Genomic DNA, 19,579 nt, shown 5'->3' with positions numbered 1-19,579 from the left:
GAGCCCTCCGGCCCGCCGAATTCCGGGGGCGGCCAGAACCCTCAAGAGCGCCCAGTCAGCGGCCCTCGCGGCCGGGTTCGACTGGATCTCACATGACGCCGGTCCCGGCGAGTCCGGCCGCTGGGCGGACGCGCCACCCGGTGCGCGGGGCCTTCCTCGCGCCCTCACCCGAACGGCCGGCACGGGCGGGAACACCCTGGCGGGGGAGGCGTGCTGGCCGGCGCGTGCGCGGAACGCCGACAACCAGCGCCGACGTCCTGCGCCCCCGGCGGGAGAGCCCGTAGCAGGGTGGGCAAGCCGCTACTTCAGCAGGGTGCGGAACTCCTCGAAGTCGAGGACCCCGTCGCGGTTCACGTCGGCCACCATGGCCTTCTTGACCTCTTCGGCAAGGTGCCCCTGGGCACCCTCGGCCTTGAACCCCTCCGCCAGTTCGACGATGCTGATCCGCCCGTCGCCGTCCGTGTCGATCTCGGCGAACAGCGCCCTGAGCTCGGCCTCGTTCATGACATGCCCCTCTCGTGTTCACAGGCCCCGCAGGCCCACATGCCCCACCACCCTGCCACACCAGCAACACACCCCATCCGCCAAGGCCTGGGCCAAGGCCTGGGCCTGGGCCTGCCGCCAGGCTCCGGCCTGGGCGGCCAAGCCGCCCCTTGCAGGTGGCTTGCCCGGGCTCGCCTTGGGACCGGAGGTGGACGACGACACGCGTCCGGCAGCGGTGAGGGCTTCGTCCAGGCCTGCACGGCGTCGACCCGGGTCACTGCGCCCACAGTGCTTCCGCGCGCGTGGGGGGCGCCCCGCCGAAGGAGTGAAGGCGGTCCACGCCACTGGGACGACCATGGCCGAATTGGATCAAGGAAACTCCTCATTCCCAAGTGGCTGGTCGACCAGTCCGAGGACGTCTTCGACTCCGACATCGCCCACGGGAACCCCGTCCACGACGCCCTGATGAGGCCGTGACCGACCACCGCGAGGCCTGGGCGAGCCGGCGCTGCGTCAGCGCAGCCGCACGCGCGGCAGGCCAGGGTCGATCCGCCGCGCGACCACCCAGTGCGCGAACTCGGTGGCGCGCACCTGCGGTACCGCCTCCCACCAGCCCGGGGAGGCAACCGCCGCACCGGGCTTCATGCCCCGGGGGAGCGGCCCGGACGCACCGGCGCCCCGGCGGGAGTCCCGCCGGGGCGCCGGCTTCATGCGAGGTGTGGTGCGTCGCCCGTCAGTCCCACCAGAACGTCCACACGGGTCGCCGGGCCTGATCGCCGGCGATCACGGGGTCGCCGAGGTCGGGGCAGTACACGTACTGCTCCACGGCTGCCCGGGCGATCTCCAGCGGGCTCCGGGGAGGACGGCTGACGGCCAGCTCCAGGGTCGACGAGTCCGCGAAGCAGAACTCCGCTCCGTACCGGTCGCTCCAGTGGCGGAGCACCGCGACGTGGTCGCCGGGGAGCAGACCCCGGTCCTGGTAGCCGGACCAGTTGGGCGTCCGCACGAGGCCCGGGAAGAGCGCCGGGATCTCGTAGCCGGCCTTCGCCTCGACGAAGTTCAGCCACAGCGGCTCGTCCGCGGCCCCCTTCCGCTCGGGGGCCTCCGGTCCGGGCTCGGGGCGGGCGACGATCTCCGCCGCGACGGCTTCGGGGTCGAAGAGCCTTTCGCACTCCTCGATCTCCTTGCGGTCGTCCTCGTTCTGCGGGGGGAGGTAGACGTCGGTCATCTCCCGCAGGAGCGAGGCCTGCAGTTCGGCCATCACCGCGGACGGTTCGGCTCGCAGGGCGGAGTCCAGGAGGGCCCGGCTCCCCCCCGACCACGCGTCCTGACCGCGGTCGTGCTCGACGAGGGCGTGCGGCCCGAGGGTGGTGCCGAAGGGAACCAGTCCCGTCCGGTCCTTCCGCTCCTGCCACCACGTCCACGCCGTCCGGACGGACCGGCGCTCCACGCGGAAGCCGTGCACGGCGATGCCGGATGCGGAGACCGCGGACTCCACGATCACGGGGCCGGGCACGAGGAGGTTCGCCTCGCTCTCGCGCGCCAGCAGTCCGGCCGCGTCCGCACGCTCTTCCATCGTGTTCCTCCGGGTTCCTCTCCTGCTACTTGAAATCGATCTGTTCGATTCCGTCTTCGTGTACGTAGAAGATGCTGCTCAACTTGACGGTCCGCCGCGAGTCCTCGCTCCACTTCTTGATCATCGCCCTCCCCTCGTCCTCGTCGATGTTCTCCAGCTTGATGTACAGCCGGTCCGCGCCCTTCTTGTTCGCGTCGGACAGCTGCTGGTGCACACCCTTCTCCTTCTCGGTGGGAAGGATCTTGAACTCGGAGCGGACGCCGTCGACCCAGGCGTCGAACCTCTTGTCGCCCTCGGCGCCCGGCGCCCTGATGTTCTCCCCGCGGGACACCACGGTGTGCCCGTCGCGGGCCAGTTGGAGTGCCAGATCGAACTCCTTCTCGTTGAAGGCGGCCTCGCTGCCGTCCTTCCAGCCCTCGTCGATCCGGTCGAGGGCGTCACCGAAGATGGTCTCCGCGTGCATCTCGCGCTGCGCCTGGGTGACGATCCCGCAGAAGGCCCTGCCGAGCCCGCGCATCTTGGCGCATTCCTTCTGCTGCAACCGGATGATCGCATCGACCTCGTCGCTCTGGGCCAGGTACGCCACACGCTTCTTCCGTGTCTGGTCGCGGACCTTCTTGACCCAGTAGGTCTTGCGCTCCTCGTGGTCCTCCCGGGCGTACTGCTTCGTGTACCCGTTGTACTCCTTGGTGTAGTCCTTCTCCTCGACGTCCCAGCCGACGCCGTTGTACTTGCAGGTGTAGCCGTGCTCGACGCACTCGATCGGCTTCAGACCGGAGGGGTCCGAGAGGCTGACCGGGTTGTTGTTGGAGTAGGTGTACCCGTGCGTCTGCTGCGGGTCCGACAGGTCCATCAGCGGGTCGACGGAGACGAACCGGCCGAGGGCCGGGTCGTACTCGCGGGCCCCGAGGTGGGTGAGGCCGGTGTCCGTGTCCTTCGTGCCGCCCACGAACCCCTTGTCGCCCGCCCAGCCGGCCGGCTGGGCACCGCGCTCCTCGCCGAAGATGCCCGTCTTGCGGCGGACCACGGTCTGGGCGGCGTCGGCGGACACCTGGGTGGTGCCGGTGCCGTGGTGGTCGCCGATCACGAAGGTCAGCTTGCCGCCGGTGCGCATCGCGACCGTCTGCCCGGCGACGCTGTAGTAGCGGGTGCCGGTGACGGTGGTGCCGGTCTTGTCGAGCTTGAGCTCGTTGCCTCCCGGCAGGGTGAGGGTGGTGCCGGTGGAGTCGCGGCGGATGAGCCGTTCGCCCGCCGTGTCGTACAGGTACGAGCTGGTCTGGGTGCCCTGGACCACGGAGCCGAGGTGTCCCTCGTCGTCCCACACCAGGGTCTGCTGGGCGGCCGACCCGATCTTGCGGGTGCTGACGTTGCCGGAGGCGTCGTAGGTGAAGACCTCGTCGCGGGGGCTGGTGCCCGTCTGGGTGACCTTGGGCAGGTTGTGCTTGCCCGCCGCGGGGGCCGCGTACGTACGGAGCGTGTCGGCGGAGGGACCGGAGGCCGTCTTGTGCTTGGTCTCGGTCTTGCGGTTGCCGACCGCGTCGTAGGTGTACGAGGTCCAGTACGCGTCCTCACCGCCCACCACGGACGCGGAGGGAGCGGCGGCACAGGACGTACCGGTGTTCGTCCAGGCCTCGGTGACCCGGCGCAGCCCGTCCAGGGCGAAGCACTGGGTGTCGGTGACCCGGGCCGCGTCCTGGCCGAACGCCGAAGCGATGGAGGTGATGTTGCCGAGCGCGTCGTAGGAGTAGGAGACGTCCTCGATCCGCTGTGGTGCTGTCTCGCGGTCGAGGTAGCTCCGCTTGAGCGCGCCGGTGTGCTCGTCGTATTCCTTGCTCACCCACAGGTGTTGGCCGAACGCACCGAACTCCTGGCGGACGTTGCGGCCGTAGTGGTCGTAGGTGTTCGCGGAGATGATGGTGTCGGTGCCGGCGCCGACCGTGTTCAGCAGGCCCGCTCCGGCGGTGTAGGTGTTGGCGACCTTCTCCTGCGGCAGCCCGCCCGCGGCTGGGTGCTGCACCCACATGACCTGGCCGGTGTGGACGTTGTACGAGTTGATCCACTTGTACGTGCCCGCCAGCGCGCCCTCGCTGTCGGGGATGGTCACCTGCTGGCCGACGGGCTGGTAGCGGCTGTTGTACGAGGTGATCGCGTTCTCGTACGCCTTGCCGTTCACCCAGCGGGTCGACTTCGAGGCCTGGCCCTTGGCGACGGTGTCGTACTCCCACGTCGCGAGGGTGGTGGCGCCCTTCTTCAGCGCGGTGCGCCGCCCCAGCTCGTCGTAGTCCGAGTGCAGGGTGACCTGGCGGGCGTCGGTGATGTCGGTGAGTCGGTCGCCCTGGTCGAAGACGGACTTGGTGGTCCCCTCGTCCGGGTCGTCGACCTGGACCTGGCGGCCCCGGACGTCGTAGGTGTACGTCCACTTCGCGTTCGACGGGTCCGTGACCTGCGCCAGCCTGCCCACCTTGTTGTACGTGTACAGGGTGGACTGGAACGTGGTCCGGGCCGCGTCGGTGTACTGCCGCTGCTCGACCGTACGGCCCAGGGCGTCCGCCACGGCGGTGGTCGCGGTGCCGCCCTGCGGCGGGATCACCGTGGTGCTGTCACCGGTGTACTGGGTGGTGGTGCGCTTGGTCTCGTCACCGAACTTCTTGGAGATGACGGCCGTCACCCGGCCGGCTCCGTCGTACTCGGTGTCGGTCGAAGCCGGGTAGTTCAGCTCCTGGCCGGTGACGAGCACGGGCTCGGCGGCACCGGTCGCGAAGTACGAGCCGGACGTGCGCCAGGCCTGGCCCCGGGTGTCGTAGAACGTCTCTGAGACGATCCGCCCCGCCCCGTCCTGGGAGGGCTCCTGGGTCTGGCGCGTGCGCAGCAGGCCGTCAGCGAAGGAGTACGCGGACTTGTAGGTGGCGTCGTGCGTCAGGACCTTGGTGGTGGTGACGATCGGGCCGTCGTTGCGGACCAGGTAGTCGAACACGTAGTTCGGCGAGTCGGGGTAGGTGGCGGCCGAGCGGGCCGGCAGCCACACCTTGGAGACCCGGCCCAGGGCGTCGTACGCGCTGGTGGTGATCTTGTTGTTCGGGTCGGTGGTCTGGGTGGCCTGGCCGCGCAGCGGTTCCAGCACCGTGGTCGTCGCGTGGCCGCGGGGGTTCGTGGCGACCTTGCTCGTCGGGACCTCGCCGGTGGCGGGGGTGTACGTGGTGGTCGTGACCTTCCCGTAGGCATCGGACGCCTTCAGGACCCGGCCGTGGAGGTCGGCGCAGAGCTGCAGGCCGTCGGCGCCGCAGGTGCTGGGGACCTCGGCCTGGACGTCGTAGCCGTCGCCCTTGCCGTTGATCCGCTCGGTCCTGGTGACCAGGCCCCGGCCGGGCACGGTGCCCAGGGCGCCCTTGTCGTAGTACGTACGGACGTCGTCGATGATGTCACCGGGACGGCTGACGGCCGCACCGCAGGCCGCGGCGACGCTCTCGATCCGGGCGACCTTGTTCAGGATTCCGGTGGTGGTGTTGCGGGCGTACTGGGTCGTGGTGCACGACTCATCGCCGGCCTTGTCCTTGTCACCGGTGGACGACTCGCTGGTGACCATGCCGTAGCCGTCGAAGGTACGGGTCTTCTCGACGGTCCGGGTGCCCCCGGCCCCGGGAGTGCGGGCCGACTCCCGCTCCGTGCCCGTCTGGTAGGAGACGAGATCGGGCAGGCCCGCACGGGTGCGGGTGGCGACGGCGGCCGAGCGCCACGGGGTATAGGAAGTGGCGCTGACCAGCTTGGAGGTGTCGTCGCCGTTGTACGTGGCGGTCTCGCGGGTCATGCCCGCGAACTGCTCGCGGTCGGTCACGGAGGCGCCGGCCGAGTCCAGGACGGGCTGGCCGTCCAGACCGCGGAAGTACCGGGTCTCGGTGAGGGTCCTCGGGTCGCTCGCGGCGCCGGTGCGCGTCTGCACGCGCGCGTATCCGCGTGCGACGGAGTGGACGCGGTCCTCGGCCTTGGTGAACTCGTCCGTGCTCTTCGCCCAGGCGGCCCCGCCCAGGTAGGAGTAGGAGATCACCTTGTCCGGGGACTCGACCAGGTTGTCGCCCTCGACGACCTGGTCGACGGTGTAGGTGTTGAACCAGTCGAGCTTGGCGGTCTCACCCTCGTACGCCCACTTCACGGGGAAGCAGCGCGTCTGGTTCGTCGCGTCGGCCGCAGGCAGTGTGGTGTTCGTGCACCCCGGCTGCGAGTAGGTCACGCCGATGGTGCCGCCGGTCTCGGTGGTGATCTGGTACATGCGCAGGCGGACGAAGGGTGCGAGGCCGTCACCCAGCTTGTCCACGCGGTTGGCGCGCTGCTCGCCCGCGAAGGTCACCGCGGGAGTGGCCAGCGTGCCACCCACCAGGCCCGTGTGCTGGACGGACTTCAGCCACATGGGTGTGGAGATGCCGTCACCGGAGGGCGGGAAGTCCTGGGCGAGCGTCCAGGAGTCGACGTCCTTGTACGCCCCGCCGGTCAGCAACTTCGTCGTGATCTTGGCGAGGCGCTTGCGGGACCAGAAGCTCGGCGAGTACTGGTCCTTGCACTCGGTGGCGCCGTCCTTGCAGTACAGGTCGAAGGGGACGTCCGGCCAGTTCTTGGCGTTGGTCTCGTCGAAGGTGCCGCAGTTGGCCAGGCAGCGCTCGCTGACGTCGAACTTGACCTGGCCCATGGCCTTGCCCGCGTACACGGCGTCGGCGCGCAGACCGTACTCGATCCGGTCCAGCCAGCCGCCGCGGACGTACCGGGTGACGGTCGCCTTGCCGGTCGTCTCGGAGACGTTGCGGCCGTAGTTGTTGGACTCGGTGTTCCAGTAGTAGGCCATGGCCGCGCCGCCGGGGGCGACCACGTAGTCGAGCTGCCAGCGCCAGGCCTGCTGGCACCAACCGCTGGCGAAGCTCGCGTTGTAGCAGGGCTCGCCGGACTGGTTGCCGAACACCGACGTGGTCCAAGCGGAGTTGGTCACCGGGTCGTCGGCCGCGGTGCCGTTGTCCTTCCAGCCGGGCAGGCGGTTCAGCCCGAAGAAGTACTGGGTGCCGTCGGGCGTGGTGACCTTCCAGTGCTCACCGACGCCGTCGACCCCTGCCGTGCCCTGGTCGCCGTTGGACGCACCGGTCAGCTTCTCGATCTTCTCGGCGCCGTTGCCCTCGGCGTGCCAGCCCTTGCCCGCCTGGTAGACCAGCTCGGTGGACTTGCCGCCGAGGTGCAGTGTGGCGTTGTCGTTGAACCAGCACTGGTCGCCGACCTTGGTGGTGTTGGTGCCGCCGGTCTTGTCGTCGTTGCAGGCCTTGTACCTGCGCTCGACGAAGCCCGGCTCGTAGGACCATCCGTCACCGACCCAGGACGGCTGGTTGTTCGATGCGGCGGTGAGCCCGTCGACTGACTGGGAGCTGTAGCTGAGGGCGACGCCGGGCTTGAGCTCCTCGGGCACGGCCGGGACGTCGATGGGGTAGGACCAGTTGAAGGAACCGGTGACCCCGCCCGCGCTCCACGAGCCGGAGGTCTTCAGCGGCGTCGCCTTGTAGTCGCCCGATTGACCGGAGGCCCCGGCCGTCGCGGCGAGTACGGTCGCACCGGCCGGCGCCGCTGCGGCGAAGGCCGACTTCGCCGGCGCGCCGCCCGGGGCGGCCGCGGGCGAGACCGTCCCGGCCATGCTCACTTCGGCCGACAGCGTGCTCGTGCGCGTGTCGTTGCGCGTGGCGAGGGGCTTCTGGGTACGGCACTCGGGGCGCTCCGGCTGCGTCAGCGCGCACGCCGGGAGTTCCACGAGGCGTAGCCGGGAGGCGTAGTCGCCGCCGTACGCGCCGCGGAAGGAGTTGTAATCCACCTCCACGCGGGCGGCTGCGCGACGCTGTCCGCCGTCCGAGCGGCCCACCGACAGCAGGACGCCGTCGACGCCGGCCTTGCGGGCCGCGTCCTTGGCGGCGAGCGTGACCGCCACCTTCGTCGGCGCTTCTGGTGCGGGGGAGGCCCTGGCGGCCTTCGCCTCGAGCGGGTACACCGAGACGGGAAGCCTTCCCGCCCGGCCCGATCCCGCACCGGGCGCCGGAACGTCGGCCTTGGCCGAGCCCGAAAGGGCGGCCTTCGAGCCAGTCGCCGGGGCGAGGTCGACCTGTGCCGATCCTGCCTCCGGCCAGACGACCGGCCGCGCATTCCAGCCGGGTGCGGCTGCGTCGGCCTTCTTCGCCCCGCCGATGCGGACCGGCGACACCGGAACCGCCTTCGGCTGTTTCAGTCCGGGCAGCCGAGGCTGCCCCTTGTCTGCCGCTGCAGCCGCAGCCCCCGGCAGTATGCCTGTGAGAACCGCTGCGGCCAGCGCCGCAGAAAGTCCTCGCATGCGAAATCTTCTCACACGCACTCCACTTATTCGTGCAAATTCAACCGGCGCAGGGTAACAGCCGGATTTCACTGATTCGGAATCCGGCGATGCTTGCGGTTCCCGCATGCTTCGTGATGGCGCGACAAAGATGATCTTGTCGCTCAAATGGGGCGTGCTGCTCGGGTCCGTTGGTGTGGCCGCCACGCCCGGCCGGGAATGGATGCAGGTTGACGACCTGTTGGGGGCGACCTGCCGGAATTCGTTATTCCTCTTGCTGTCCGCGCTGGATAAGGCCAGAAATGTCCGGTAGGGGAAAATCAAGTCGGCTGACCAACAGTTAGAGGGCGGCGGCAAAAAAACGGCAGCAGGGGTCACGAGAGTGTTGAATGCGAAAATCCGCAAGGGATGGGGGCTTCTCTCCGGAGGGCCGTCGCCCTTGCCGTCGTCGCCGGCGTGGCGTCGGGCGGCATGGTGGCGTCTGCGCAACGGCGTCTGGGTGGACACGGACCCGACCTCCGTCTTCGCCGCTGACGCGGTTCGGTGAAGCCGAAGGCCATCTCCGTGTCGGTCACCTTCTCCGGCGGCGGCACGGGACCGGGACGCTTCCGGCTCCCTCACCATGTACGCCGGACAGCGGAGGGCCAAGTTCACCGCCTCGAACGGCGGACTGAGCATCGACACCACACCCAGCATCACCACCTCCGGCGAATGGGGCGCGGACGGGTACAACGACCTGCTCACCCTCGAAGCCGACCCCGTCGACAAGACAGACGAGCTCTGGGCAAGCGGATGTGGGTCTACTTCGGCGGCAAGGGCGTCCTCGACGCGGGTCGGGGGACCAGTTCACCGCCGTCCTCCCCGGCGACGGCGCACACGACCTGTTGCCGCGCAAGGACTCCAACGTCGAAGGCCCCGCACACCGCCCCGGTGCGCGGGGTCCTCCTCGTGTTCTCACCCGAACGGCTGGTAAGGGGAGAACCCTGGCGGGGCGGAGTGCTGGCCGGTGCGTGCGCGGACGCTGACAACCTGCGCCAGATGGCCTGCAAGAACGGCGCCTTGCCGCCCGAGCGGCCGCGAGCGGTGGCCGGGGCCCGCCGACCCCGAGCGGTGCGCGCGGCCCCATGCGGGGCCCGCGGGTGCGGGTGGCGCGGATTGGTTCCCGGAAGCGGTGGGATTTCCCCGCGATCGGCGAGCAACTGGTGACCTGGCTGGATGCCAGGCCTGGTCGACGGGGCCGGGCCGAAGGCGTTGTCGGACGCGGCGGCGGGATGCGTGCGCGTGCCGTGACTCACGCCGCCGTGGTGCGGAACCTGCTGGGGCTGAGGCCCTTGTGGCGTTTGAAGGCGGCGCTGAAGCCGAAGGCGTCGGCGTAGCCGACGGTCTTGGCGATCTGGGCGAGGCTCAGGTCGGTGTCGGCCAGCAATGCCTCGGCGTCGTCCATGCGGCATTCGGTGAGGTAGGCGAGGGGCGGACGGCCCATCACCTTGGTGAAGCGCCGGGCGAACAGTGCTCTGGAGACGCCGGCGCGAGCGGCCAGCGACGCGACCGTCCAACTCTCGGCGGGCCGCTCATGGAAGGCGTGCAGAGCCGCGGCGAGGACCGGGTCGGCGAGGCCGCGGTACCAGCTGGGCGCGTCGGCGCCCGCCCGGTCGAACCAGGTGCGCAGCGTGCAGACGAGAGCCCAGTCGAGGAGCCGGTCCATCAGCGCTTGCGAACCGGCGGAGAGCCGGGCGGCGTCGGCGGCGGCGTTCTCCAGCCAGGCACAGACCTCGGCGTCCTCGGTGATGACCACGACGGGCGGCAGAGCGCGCAGGAGCCGTTCGTGGCGGTGCCCCGAGGCGCGGTAGGCGCCCACGATCAGCGCGGTCGCTCCCTCCGGGCCATTGCCCCAGTGGATACCGTCGAGTTCCTTGCCGGTGCACGCGGCGTCTGCGGTGAAGCAGTTGATCTCGTACGCGGTGTGGGGGAGGTGGACGGTGGCAGGCTCGTCCGCGAGGCGGAACCGTGCGGGGCCCTGCACGACGGCCGTGTCACCCGCGCCGATCGCCCGCTCGGTGCCGTCGGACAGCAGCAACGTGCCGCCCCCGCGCAGCACGCTGACCAGGGTGAGCGGAGCGGCGTCGGCGAAGGTGATGCTCCACGGCGCCTCCAGGACGGCATGGCTGACGACCGAGCCCTCGGCCCGGATGCCGCTCAGCAGTGAACTCAGAGGATCCACAGTGCAATCGTAGACGATCTCCTATGTCCTGGAGAGTCTCTCCCATGGATCATCTACGGTGCCGCGGTTGTACTGGACCCACTGCAGAGATCGAGCCCTCGGAGACACCGTGATGCAGCACAGCACTGACACCAGGACAGCCCTCGTGGTCGTCGCGCACCACCGCAGCGATTCCCTCACCGCCCACACCGCCCGCCGCACGGCTGCCCAGTTCGAGGCCGCCGGATACCGCGTCGACCTGCTCGACCTGCACGCCGAGGGCTTCGACCCGCGGATGAACGTGGAGGATCAGCCGGACTGGGGCAACCGGGAGAAGCCGTACTCGGCCGAGACGCAGGCCCACATGCGGCGGATCCTAGACGCCGATGTCGTCGTCGCGGTCTTCCCGGTGTACTGGCAGAGCGTGCCCGCCGTCCTCAAGGGATGGATCGACCGCGTATGGAACTACGGGTTCGCCTACGGCCGCAGCAAGCCCCGCCTGGCGGGCAAGCGCATGCTGTGGCTGGCCCTGGCCGGCGCCACCGCCGACGACCCCATCGTGGAGTCGATGCAGTCCGCCCTCGAGGCCAGCCTGAGTGATGGCATCGCCTACTACTGCGGCTTCTCCCGCTCCACCGTAGGCCTGCTCCTGGACGCGGAGGAGCGACCGCAGCGCATCGACGCCGAGGGCAACCTGCTGGTCGGAGAAGCGGTCGCCGGCGCCGAGCGGGAGGCGCAGTACACCGATTTCGACCGTCGGGCAGGGAAGTTCGTCGAGAATTTCCTCGCGGAGGAACTCGTTGCGGTCTGACGACTTCAAGGCCCTGTGGGCTGACACTGCGGCAGTACGCGCGGGGCCTGACAGCCCGGCTCGCACGACGGACGCCTCGGGCCGGCCGAACACCGGATGACGACGTTCTAGGGCGGACGGGCCGCTCGCCGAGCCGTACGTCACCTTGATGTGGCCGGCACCGCCGCGTGCCAACGGGTCGGCGGCCACGACGTCGTCGAAGCCGTCGCCGTCGAAGTCACCGGGGCGGCAACCATGCCCCACGCGTTCCTCGCGCCGGGCTCGCCGGGGACGCCGGGGTTCGACTCGTCGAGTTGTCCCGCGGCTGACCGGTCCCGGTGCCCCTGCGGTGAACCCGCAGGGGCACCGCTGCGTCCCTCCCGCGCTCACCAGCCGCCGCCGGGCAGCCCCGCGAGCCCGCGGGCCGGGTCCACCGTGTTCGTGACGTGCGGCGTACGCGGCGACGAGGGCGGCCACCGCCCGGCCCGCCAGGCCGGCGGTGCGGAGCCGAGCGGCACGCCCGGTGGGCGTTCGGACGCGCGTTCCACGCGGTCCACGGCGCCGGGCCCCCGGCGCCCGTATGGACGGTGGTCCCCGGCACCCGCGACCACCACCATCACCGCCGTACGGGCGGCGTCCGGCACGCCCGTACCGGCTCGGGCGATCAACCGGGACACCCGGCTGCCGCAGGCCCCCACCGGATCCCGGTGAGCCCCGCGTGCGCTCCCGCAGTCGGGCGAGGGCGCGAGCGCGTCACGCGGCGGCGCACGGCCGCTTCGATACGGTCGGTGACCATCGACTTCCGGCCGCACGTGCCTCCGCCGCGTCCCGGGCCGGACCATGCCGTCGAAAGGTGCCGCCATGCCCTTCTCCGCCCCTGGACTGGCCGACGACCTGACCCCGGACCTGCTGGACCGATGGAACGAGGAAGTCCTGGCCCGGTTCGAACAGCTGGACCCGAGCCTCTCCAGCCGGTTCTTCCGCCTGGAGGCCGCCGACCCCGCGGCCCAACGGGTGCCGGTCACCTGGTTCGGCGACCCCGCCGAGCCGGGGTTCTGCCTCGACGCCACCGCGGCACGACAACTATCCGACTGGGGCGTCCGCGGACGGCGCGCCCTGCACAACGAGTACTGCGAGTACGCCGTCGTGACGGCTTCCGACGGTCAGGGCCGGCTCCGGCCGAAGCGCGTACAGATCACCACGGAACTGCCCGAGTACCACCTCATGCTTGCCACCCACGCCCCGACCCGGCTGCGCGAGATCCTCACGGGGATCCTCGGCACCGAGCCCCGGTGGGAGGAGCTGTACGGACCGGGCACGACGAACCCGGCACAGCTCGGCCCGATGCAGCGCCGGGTGCGGTTCGCCCGCCAGCTGACCGGCCACTGCGGGGACCCGGAGCTCGCCTCGGCGGGCGTCCCGGGCTCGCCCGTCGGCTCGCTCAACGCGGTGAACGCCCTGTTCATGGCGCACCCCATCAACGGCCTGGACGACCTGATCTACATCGTGCTGTTCGGCGCGTGCCCGTACGCCCGCCGAACCGCTTCGGGGGGCCTGGAGCCGGCCGGCCGGGACCAGATCTTCCGGGTGAACGGGACGGAGGCGCTCGCCTGCCGGCACGCCGACCCGGCGGCCGCGCTGGCGGCCGCCGGGGCCGCGTTCCAGGGGCGGACCGTGTCGTTCGCCGACCCGCTCGGGGTGTACATCCACCGGTTCGCCTCGGACGTCTTCCAGTTCGAGGGCGGACCGGTGCCCGACCCGTGGATCCGCTGGGGGCGCGGAGCGGAGGGACTGCGCCAGCGGCTGGAGTTCGGACCCGGGGACGACGACCCGCACTTCCTGGACGAGATCACGGTCGCCTCCGGCGCCGTGGACGAACCGCTGACCGGCGGCTACGAGGTGGCCCGCCGGGTGGAGGTCGGTCCGATCGCGGCCGTCGGCGGGCCCACCGCCGTGCCCGAGGACGAGTTCGTCGTCCTGCCCGATCCGCCCGGGCCCATCCGCTGCCGGGACGCGCAGATCTGCGACAGCATCAAGCAGATGAAGAAGGACTTCGACCTGGCGACCGAACGGATCCTGCCCGTGGCCGGCCCCCGGGGCAGGCAGTGACCGTGCTGCAGAACGGGATCTACCACGGCCCCGGTTCCAGCCCGCCCGGACATTTCGCCCTGGTGTTCCTGCGCGCCGACCCGGCCGCCGACGCCGCCGCCGTGGACGGGCAGCTGCGGGAGGCGACGGCGATGCTCAGGGCGCTCATCGCGGGGACCGTGGCCGACCTGCCGGGCCACCCCGTTCCGAGCGGCAACCTGGCGTTCCTACTGGGCTTCGGCCCGAAGGCGTTCGACATCCCCGACGCCAAACTGCCCTGCCCGGCGGCGCTCGCGCCACGCTTCCGCTTCCGCTCGCCGCGGCCGACCGGTGGCGGGCCGCTGCTGGTCGGCGCCGGCCTGTCGTACGCGGCGGACGTCACCCGCAACGACGCCACCGAGGAGTTCTGTCTCCAGTTCACCGCCGACACCTCGCTCGCGGTTTCCCGGGCGGTGGTGGAGCTGTGGAAGCTGCTGCGCCGCGGGCGGGACACGGCGACCCGGACCGCACCACTGGAGATCGCGGGCATCCACACCGGTTTCCAACGGGACGACAGGCGCAGCTGGATCGGCTTCCACGACGGCGTGTCGAACCTGCACAGTGCCGACCGGGAGCGGGTCATCGGCGTCGGCGAGGGCGAGGCGGGCCTGGACTCGTGGACCATCGGCGGCACCTACCTGGTGTTCCTGCGCCTCGCCTTGGACCTGGAGCAGTGGGAGGTCCTGTCGCGCCCACAGCAGGAGCTGCTGGTCGGCCGCGACAAGCTCACCGGGGCCCCGCTGGCCGGCCGGGACGCCGAGGGCCGCCCGCTGCCCGCGACCGGATGCCCGGTCACGGGCACCACGGAGGTGACGGAGCCGGGCAACGAGGCGTTCCGGGAGCACGGCGTCGCCACCGATCCTGTGGTGCTCGCCTCCCACGTCCACCGGGCGAACCTCGTCCACACCACCGATCCGGGCCAGTCCGGTTCACTGCGGGTGTTCCGGCAGGGCTACGAGTTCTTCGAGCCGGTCGCCGCAGCGCCCGGATTCCGGGTCGGTCTGAACTTCGTGAGCTTCCAGGACAGTCCGGACCGGTTGCTCCGCGTCCTCACCCAGGCCGGCTGGCTCGGCGGCGTCAACTTCGGCGGACGGCCCGGCCCCGACGGACCGGCGGGCCGGCTGCTGTCGGTCCGGGCCGCCGGGACGTACCTGGTCCCACCCGTCCAGGACGGCGCCCCCTACCCCGGCGCCGAGGTCTTCGGCTGACCCCACACCCCGGGACGGCCCGCCTGCGGCGGGCCGTCCCGGAAGTCCCTCGGCCCCGCCGGCGCGGCCGCATGCCGGGCAGAGCGAACACGCCCGCCAGGTCGATCTGCACGACGCGGCGGGCACTCGGAGGGGACGCCCGGTCACCGGTCCCGATCTCCGCGCACGTCAGGGTCAGGACGACCGCTGCCAAGCACCTACCCCCGTGGGGGTAGCCGGCCGTACCCCATGGGGAGTGGACCGGAACACACCACTGGTTGGTGGTCCGCCGCGCCGGTCTGCTCGTAGTTTTTCCTCCTCGGATCGATCAGGGAGGCAGAGAGATGAAGCTCGCCGGATGTGGCGCCAAGGCCGGACTGGGAGCGGCCGCGGCGGCCGTTCTCCTGCTCGGGGCGGGCCCCGCGCACGCTGCGGACACGGGTCGATGGGACCTCACGAACCAGTACTCCGGGGACCTGAAGGGCGTCTGGGCGCACGGCTCGCTCTGGCAGACGCCGGACCGCCGGTACCATCTGAACGGCGAGGTCAAGGACACCCTCGGCGACGGCAAGGGCGCCGCGTTGCGCATCGACGCGTACTACAACGACGGCGGACACCGCCCGGAGGTGGTCATGAACATGCTGGGCTCCGGCAAGGTCGTCACGTTCGACTTCAACTTCGCTTCCAACGTCGACTTCTTCGTCCTCAAGGAGTGCTTCCTCGTCAGGAACAGCAGTGGTGCCATCGTCATGGGCGACTGCGCGGACCCCGGCCGCATCTACTTCATGTGATCGTCCGGACCCCGTGGGGCACCGGCTTGCCCGCGAGCCCGGTGCACGGCGTCTACTCGGCCATCAGGTGCACAGCCGCGTGCGACGCCGGTTGGGCGGATCGGCTCCGCATGCGCATGACGCCCAGTCATCAACCTCCTGCTCCCGCGGCGTTGTCAGTGGCGGGGGATACGTTCGCGGCCTTGGAAGCGCTGTGCACGACAGGAGTGGACGATGACCGAGAGCAGTGTGCTGCCCGCGCTCAGGGTGGTGCTGACCGACGTCAACGAGCGAGTGGTCGAGGCGTGGCGTGCCGCGTTCGCCGACACCCCCGGCATCGAGATCCGTAAGGGCTCGATCCTCGACGAGGACGTCGACGCCTGGGTCACCCCCACGAACTCCCGGGGCCGGATGGACGGCGGGGTCGACGCCGTCATCAAGCGGTACCTGGGATCCGGCATCCAGGTGCGCGTCCAGCGGGCGATCCGCGACCGGTTCGCCGGACCCATGCGGGTGGGCAGCGCGGTCTGCGTTCCGTCCGGCGCGGCCGTCCCCCGCTATCTGATATCGACGCCCACGATGGTGCGGTCCTCGCAGAACGTGAGTGCCACGCTGAACGTGGCGCTGGCGTGCGCGGCCGCCTTCCAGGCCATCCACCGGCAGAACCGGAAGGAGCCGGGCAGCATCCGGTCCGTGGCGCTGGTCGGACTGGGCGCGCAGACCGGTCAGGTGCCGGCCCGGGTGTGCGCCAATCTGATGTGGACCGGCTACACGCTCTTCCAGGAGCACTGGTTCGAGGAGGACGACGAGCTGCGTTCCACGATCGTCTCCCAGCTCCACGGCATCGAGGACGTGCCCGTCGACCAGCGGGTGCGCATCGTGCCGCCGACGCCCGTCACGCCGGTCGACCCCGCACCCGGGGACGCCGCGACCGCCATGACCGCACCGGCGAAGGGCGTTCCGGTTCCCGGCCGCCCACCGCAGCCCGAGCCCGAGGCCGAGCCCGAGCCCGGACCCGTGTCCAAGCCGGAGGCCGGGGACCCCCTCGCCCTGACCGAACTCTTCGACGGCGGCGGCCAGGCCTGGCTCCCCCTGCTGAAGCCGGTCATCGAGGCGCAGCCGGACGCCGCCCGGTTCATCGGGAAGGGCCGCAGCCACGAAGTCGTCCCTGTCCGCGGGTTGACCTTCCAGGCGCTCAAGCCGAACCCGCCGCACCAGTGGAAGGTCGTGGTCTTCGGCCAGAACCCGTACCCGCGGCCGGAGAGCGCCACCGGCATCGCCATGTTCGACAACACCTTCAGCGACTGGAAGGACAGCCAGTTCGGCCGCGTCGTCAGCATCCGCTGCCTCATCAAGGCGGCCGCGATGTGGAAGTACGGCATCCCCAAGAAGACCCCCATCGCCGACGTACGCGCGCTGCTGAAGGAGCGGGAGACGGTCCAGCCGCCGGAGTGGTTCCAGGCGATGCTCACGCAGGGCGTGCTCCTGCTGAACGCCTCCCTGACCGCCAGCGGCGACGGGGCCATGGGCGCCGACCAGCACACGGCGTTCTGGCGGCCGGTCGCCGAGCGGATCGTCGAGGAGATCCTCAGGGCCAAGCAGGACGCGCCCGAGGAGCACCGCGGAGTCGTCTTCGCCTGGTGGGGTGCGCATGCCCGCAACCTGAAACGAGTCGTCCTGCGGCTCCAGCAGAAGTACCCGGACGTCGAGGTCCGGCACCTCGACCACGCCAACCCGGCGGCACAGGGCGACATCTTCTGCGACGGCGACCACTTCTCGCAGGTCAACGACGCTCTGACCTCGCTGGGCGCCGACAGCATCGACTGGCTGCCGAGCAAGGGATGGAACGCGACGGCGGTCGGCGCGGGCGGTGCGGACGACGGTGTCGCGGCACGCATGGGCGCCTTCATCGAGTCGACCATGAACCTGCACCAGCTGTACCTGGAACGCCTCACCAGCGTCAAGGACGAGGGCCTGGTCCTGCCCGCGATCACCGGCGTCTTCGACACCCCGCTGATGGACTTCCAGGACGCCGTCGCCCCCGTCTCCGCGACCCTGTCCGGGCTCGCCGGCCACATCCGCCGCTCCCGCGACTTCGGCAAGCTGCGGGCGGACGAGGCGGCCGCCGGCGGCCTGTCCGCCGACGCCATCGCCGCGCTCCACCTCTACACCTGTGAGTCGGCCTTCTACCGCGAGATCAACAGCGTCCTGCGCGACCCCGACCGCGCCAGGGTCACGCCCTACCTGCCCTACCTGCGGCTGCTGTTCTCGGCCGTCTCGGAGCTGCCGGCCTACACGCAACCCCTGTGGCGCGGCGTGTCGCTGGACCTGCGGTCGCAGTACCCGGTGGGCCGGACGGTGACCTGGTGGGGCGTCTCCTCGTGCACCTCCGAGCTGCAGGTGGCCAAGGCGTTCCTGGGCAGCCGCGGCAAGCGCACCCTCTTCGAGGTGACGCCGGCCCGTGCGGTCGGGATCAGGAGCTTCTCCGCCTTCACCGGCGAGGAGGAGTACATCCTCACGCCCGGTACCCAGCTCGAGGTGACGGAGGTGAAGAGCGAGCCCCGCGGCCTCTGCACGGTCAGGCTGCGCGAGGTCACCGACGCCACTCCCGTGCTCTCCTGAACCACACGGCACCGCCGCCCCACGGAGAGCAGGGTGACGAGCCCGCCGGATCCCCGTGGGGCAGTGCGGCGGAGCCAGGCCCGCGACGCGATCCCGACCTCCCCGTGCCCGACCGGCCCGGATGGCGACGGGGTGTTCCGGATGGCAGCCTGGAAACGACGTCGAAGCGACCGGCCGCCTCACCCCAACCGCCCGATCCCCACGGTTCGTGATCGCCGGAGGTGTACCTCGTGAAACGCCTTGCTTCACGCACCCAGAAGCTCATCGGTCCGGCCGTTGCCGCCGTCCTGGCGGTGACGCTCGTACCCGCCGCCGCAGCCCCGGACGCAGCTGCCCAGCCCGGGGACGTCGTCGGCCTGATCAACGCCCAGCGCACGCAGCGCGGGCTGCCGCCCCTCACCGTCAACTCGGCCCTGAACACCGCGGCCCGGCAGCACGCGGCCGCGGCCGTGCAGCTGAAGTGGTGGGGTCCGGGCAAGGACTCGCACACCAACCCGCGGACCGGCTCGACACCGCAGAGCCGGATCATGGCGGCCGGCTACTGCCCGAACCCCCGGTCCTGGCAGGTCGCCGAGATCACGTACACCGGCTGGGGCACCTCGGGCACGCCGAGTGCCGCCGTCAAATGGTGGATGAACAGCCCGGGCCACCGCGCGCACATCCTCAACGGGGCACTGCGTGACATCGGCAGCGCGGCGCTGGCCGGAGCCGCCGACCGGGCCGGAGCCGGCGCGAGCGGCGCCGCGACCTACGTGGTGACGTTCGGGCGCTGCCAGCGCTGACGCCGTCTCTCCGGCCGGCAGCAAAGTCCCTCCCCGGCGGGGAGGACGTCGAGGTCGCGGCCGTATCCCGGCCCACCTCACCACCCACCCCGACGCCCTGGTCAGCGGCGCATCCGCCGCACCCCGTTCTGTACAGGCCTCATCACCACGCACCGGCCCGTTGCGGTGATCCGCTGCACGGGCGACATCGATCACGACTCTGCCGGCCGGCAGGCGCTCACGCAGCCCATGGGAAGTACCCCACTTCCGCACACCACGGGCCGCACGCCATCGCCGCCGCTCTCACCATCGCCATGCGGCTCACCCGTTGGTGGGCCACGCCGCGTGGTCCGAGACCCACGCGACGCCTGCACCGCCCGGACACCCTGGCGAACCACAGCGGCCCACCCCGCTCCTGCCCAGCACGCCGGCGACCGCGTGGCCGAGCTCCACGCCTCGTTCTTGGATCCGGCTCTGCGGGAAACCCACGCCTACCTGGAGCAGTACTGGAACAAGCTCGAGTCTCTCCACCCCGACCGCGACAGCCGACGCAGGTGAGACGCCACCTCGCCGTCGGCCTCGTGCCGCGCAAGCCATGCACCGGCGCGGGTATCCGTGGGCGGCCTGGGAACACTCGAGCCTGCACGTGGAGGACGGCGCTGGCGTGCTGCTGGGGTGGCGGCCGCACGGCATCGTGCGCGCCCTCTCACGTGTCGGGCACGAGGACGGTCTGGAGCGGCG

General features: G+C 71.0%; 12 protein-coding genes. 6 read left to right on the top strand and 6 right to left on the bottom strand.

The features are described from left to right. Positions 1-300 precede the first annotated feature (300 nt). From ACFY61_RS19365 to ACFY61_RS19345, 5 genes are all read right to left on the bottom strand, one after another. Positions 301-504 carry an EF-hand domain-containing protein gene (locus ACFY61_RS19365; protein WP_389473457.1) on the bottom strand — a complete coding sequence of 68 codons (204 nt, stop codon included), beginning with the start codon at positions 502-504 and terminating at the stop codon, positions 301-303. Positions 505-996: 492 nt separating this feature from the next. Then, positions 997-1,194: a hypothetical protein gene (locus tag ACFY61_RS19360; RefSeq protein WP_389473456.1), complete on the bottom strand. Its 198-nt coding sequence runs from the start codon at positions 1,192-1,194 to the stop codon at positions 997-999. Positions 1,195-1,216: 22 nt separating this feature from the next. Continuing rightward, entirely contained in the window at positions 1,217-2,059 is an 843-nt protein-coding gene (locus tag ACFY61_RS19355; protein WP_389473454.1) for a DUF4253 domain-containing protein, read from the bottom strand. 25 nt (positions 2,060-2,084) lie between these two features. Next, positions 2,085-8,066, bottom strand: a complete 5,982-nt coding sequence (locus tag ACFY61_RS19350; protein WP_389473452.1) for an RHS repeat domain-containing protein — start codon at positions 8,064-8,066, stop codon at positions 2,085-2,087. Positions 8,067-9,672: 1,606 nt separating this feature from the next. Continuing rightward, a complete protein-coding gene (locus ACFY61_RS19345) occupies positions 9,673-10,602 on the bottom strand; it encodes an AraC family transcriptional regulator (protein ID WP_389473450.1) in 930 nt (309 codons plus the stop codon). Between the two features lie 112 nt (positions 10,603-10,714). Here ACFY61_RS19345 and ACFY61_RS19340 point away from each other — a divergent pair, with 112 nt between their 5' ends. Further along, positions 10,715-11,392: an NAD(P)H oxidoreductase gene (locus tag ACFY61_RS19340; RefSeq protein WP_389473449.1), complete on the top strand. Its 678-nt coding sequence runs from the start codon at positions 10,715-10,717 to the stop codon at positions 11,390-11,392. A 365-nt stretch (positions 11,393-11,757) separates the two neighbouring features. On the opposite strand, the gene ACFY61_RS19335 is transcribed toward ACFY61_RS19340, so the two are convergent. Next, positions 11,758-12,039 (bottom strand): hypothetical protein, encoded by a 282-nt coding sequence (locus ACFY61_RS19335; protein WP_389473447.1) that lies wholly within the window; start codon positions 12,037-12,039, stop codon positions 11,758-11,760. 193 nt (positions 12,040-12,232) lie between these two features. Here ACFY61_RS19335 and ACFY61_RS19330 point away from each other — a divergent pair, with 193 nt between their 5' ends. The 5 genes from ACFY61_RS19330 to ACFY61_RS19310 all read left to right on the top strand — a co-directional run bounded on the left by ACFY61_RS19330 (position 12,233) and on the right by ACFY61_RS19310 (position 18,859). After that, the gene (locus tag ACFY61_RS19330) at positions 12,233-13,480 is read left to right on the top strand and encodes a hypothetical protein (RefSeq protein ID WP_389473445.1); all 1,248 of its coding nucleotides are present in this window, start codon (positions 12,233-12,235) and stop codon (positions 13,478-13,480) included. A gap of 2 nt (positions 13,481-13,482) precedes the next feature. Then, positions 13,483-14,706 (top strand): Dyp-type peroxidase, encoded by a 1,224-nt coding sequence (locus ACFY61_RS19325; RefSeq protein WP_389473444.1) that lies wholly within the window; start codon positions 13,483-13,485, stop codon positions 14,704-14,706. 323 nt (positions 14,707-15,029) lie between these two features. Further along, complete coding sequence (locus tag ACFY61_RS19320; RefSeq protein WP_389473443.1) at positions 15,030-15,476, top strand: hypothetical protein; 447 nt, start codon at positions 15,030-15,032, stop codon at positions 15,474-15,476. Positions 15,477-15,689: 213 nt separating this feature from the next. Continuing rightward, positions 15,690-18,077 (top strand): macro domain-containing protein, encoded by a 2,388-nt coding sequence (locus ACFY61_RS19315; protein ID WP_389473441.1) that lies wholly within the window; start codon positions 15,690-15,692, stop codon positions 18,075-18,077. A 230-nt stretch (positions 18,078-18,307) separates the two neighbouring features. After that, complete coding sequence (locus ACFY61_RS19310) at positions 18,308-18,859, top strand: CAP domain-containing protein (RefSeq protein ID WP_389473440.1); 552 nt, start codon at positions 18,308-18,310, stop codon at positions 18,857-18,859. Positions 18,860-19,579 lie beyond the last annotated feature (720 nt).

Source organism: Streptomyces sp. NPDC012888, from assembly GCF_042900645.1.
Lineage (GTDB): Bacteria > Actinomycetota > Actinomycetes > Streptomycetales > Streptomycetaceae > Streptomyces.
This window is presented reverse-complemented; position numbering and strand designations above follow the sequence as displayed.

What these genes read in the sequence shown, in the direction of transcription:
- ACFY61_RS19355 (WP_389473454.1), bottom strand. Translation starts at nt 2,059, where the DNA reads ATGGAAGAGCGTGCGGACGCGGCCGGACTGCTGGCGCGCGAGAGCGAG.
- ACFY61_RS19365 (WP_389473457.1), bottom strand. Translation starts at nt 504, where the DNA reads ATGAACGAGGCCGAGCTCAGGGCGCTGTTCGCCGAGATCGACACGGAC.
- ACFY61_RS19315 (WP_389473441.1), top strand. Translation starts at nt 15,690, where the DNA reads ATGACCGAGAGCAGTGTGCTGCCCGCGCTCAGGGTGGTGCTGACCGAC.
- ACFY61_RS19360 (WP_389473456.1), bottom strand. Translation starts at nt 1,194, where the DNA reads ATGAAGCCGGCGCCCCGGCGGGACTCCCGCCGGGGCGCCGGTGCGTCC.
- ACFY61_RS19330 (WP_389473445.1), top strand. Translation starts at nt 12,233, where the DNA reads ATGCCCTTCTCCGCCCCTGGACTGGCCGACGACCTGACCCCGGACCTG.
- ACFY61_RS19340 (WP_389473449.1), top strand. Translation starts at nt 10,715, where the DNA reads ATGCAGCACAGCACTGACACCAGGACAGCCCTCGTGGTCGTCGCGCAC.
- ACFY61_RS19320 (WP_389473443.1), top strand. Translation starts at nt 15,030, where the DNA reads ATGAAGCTCGCCGGATGTGGCGCCAAGGCCGGACTGGGAGCGGCCGCG.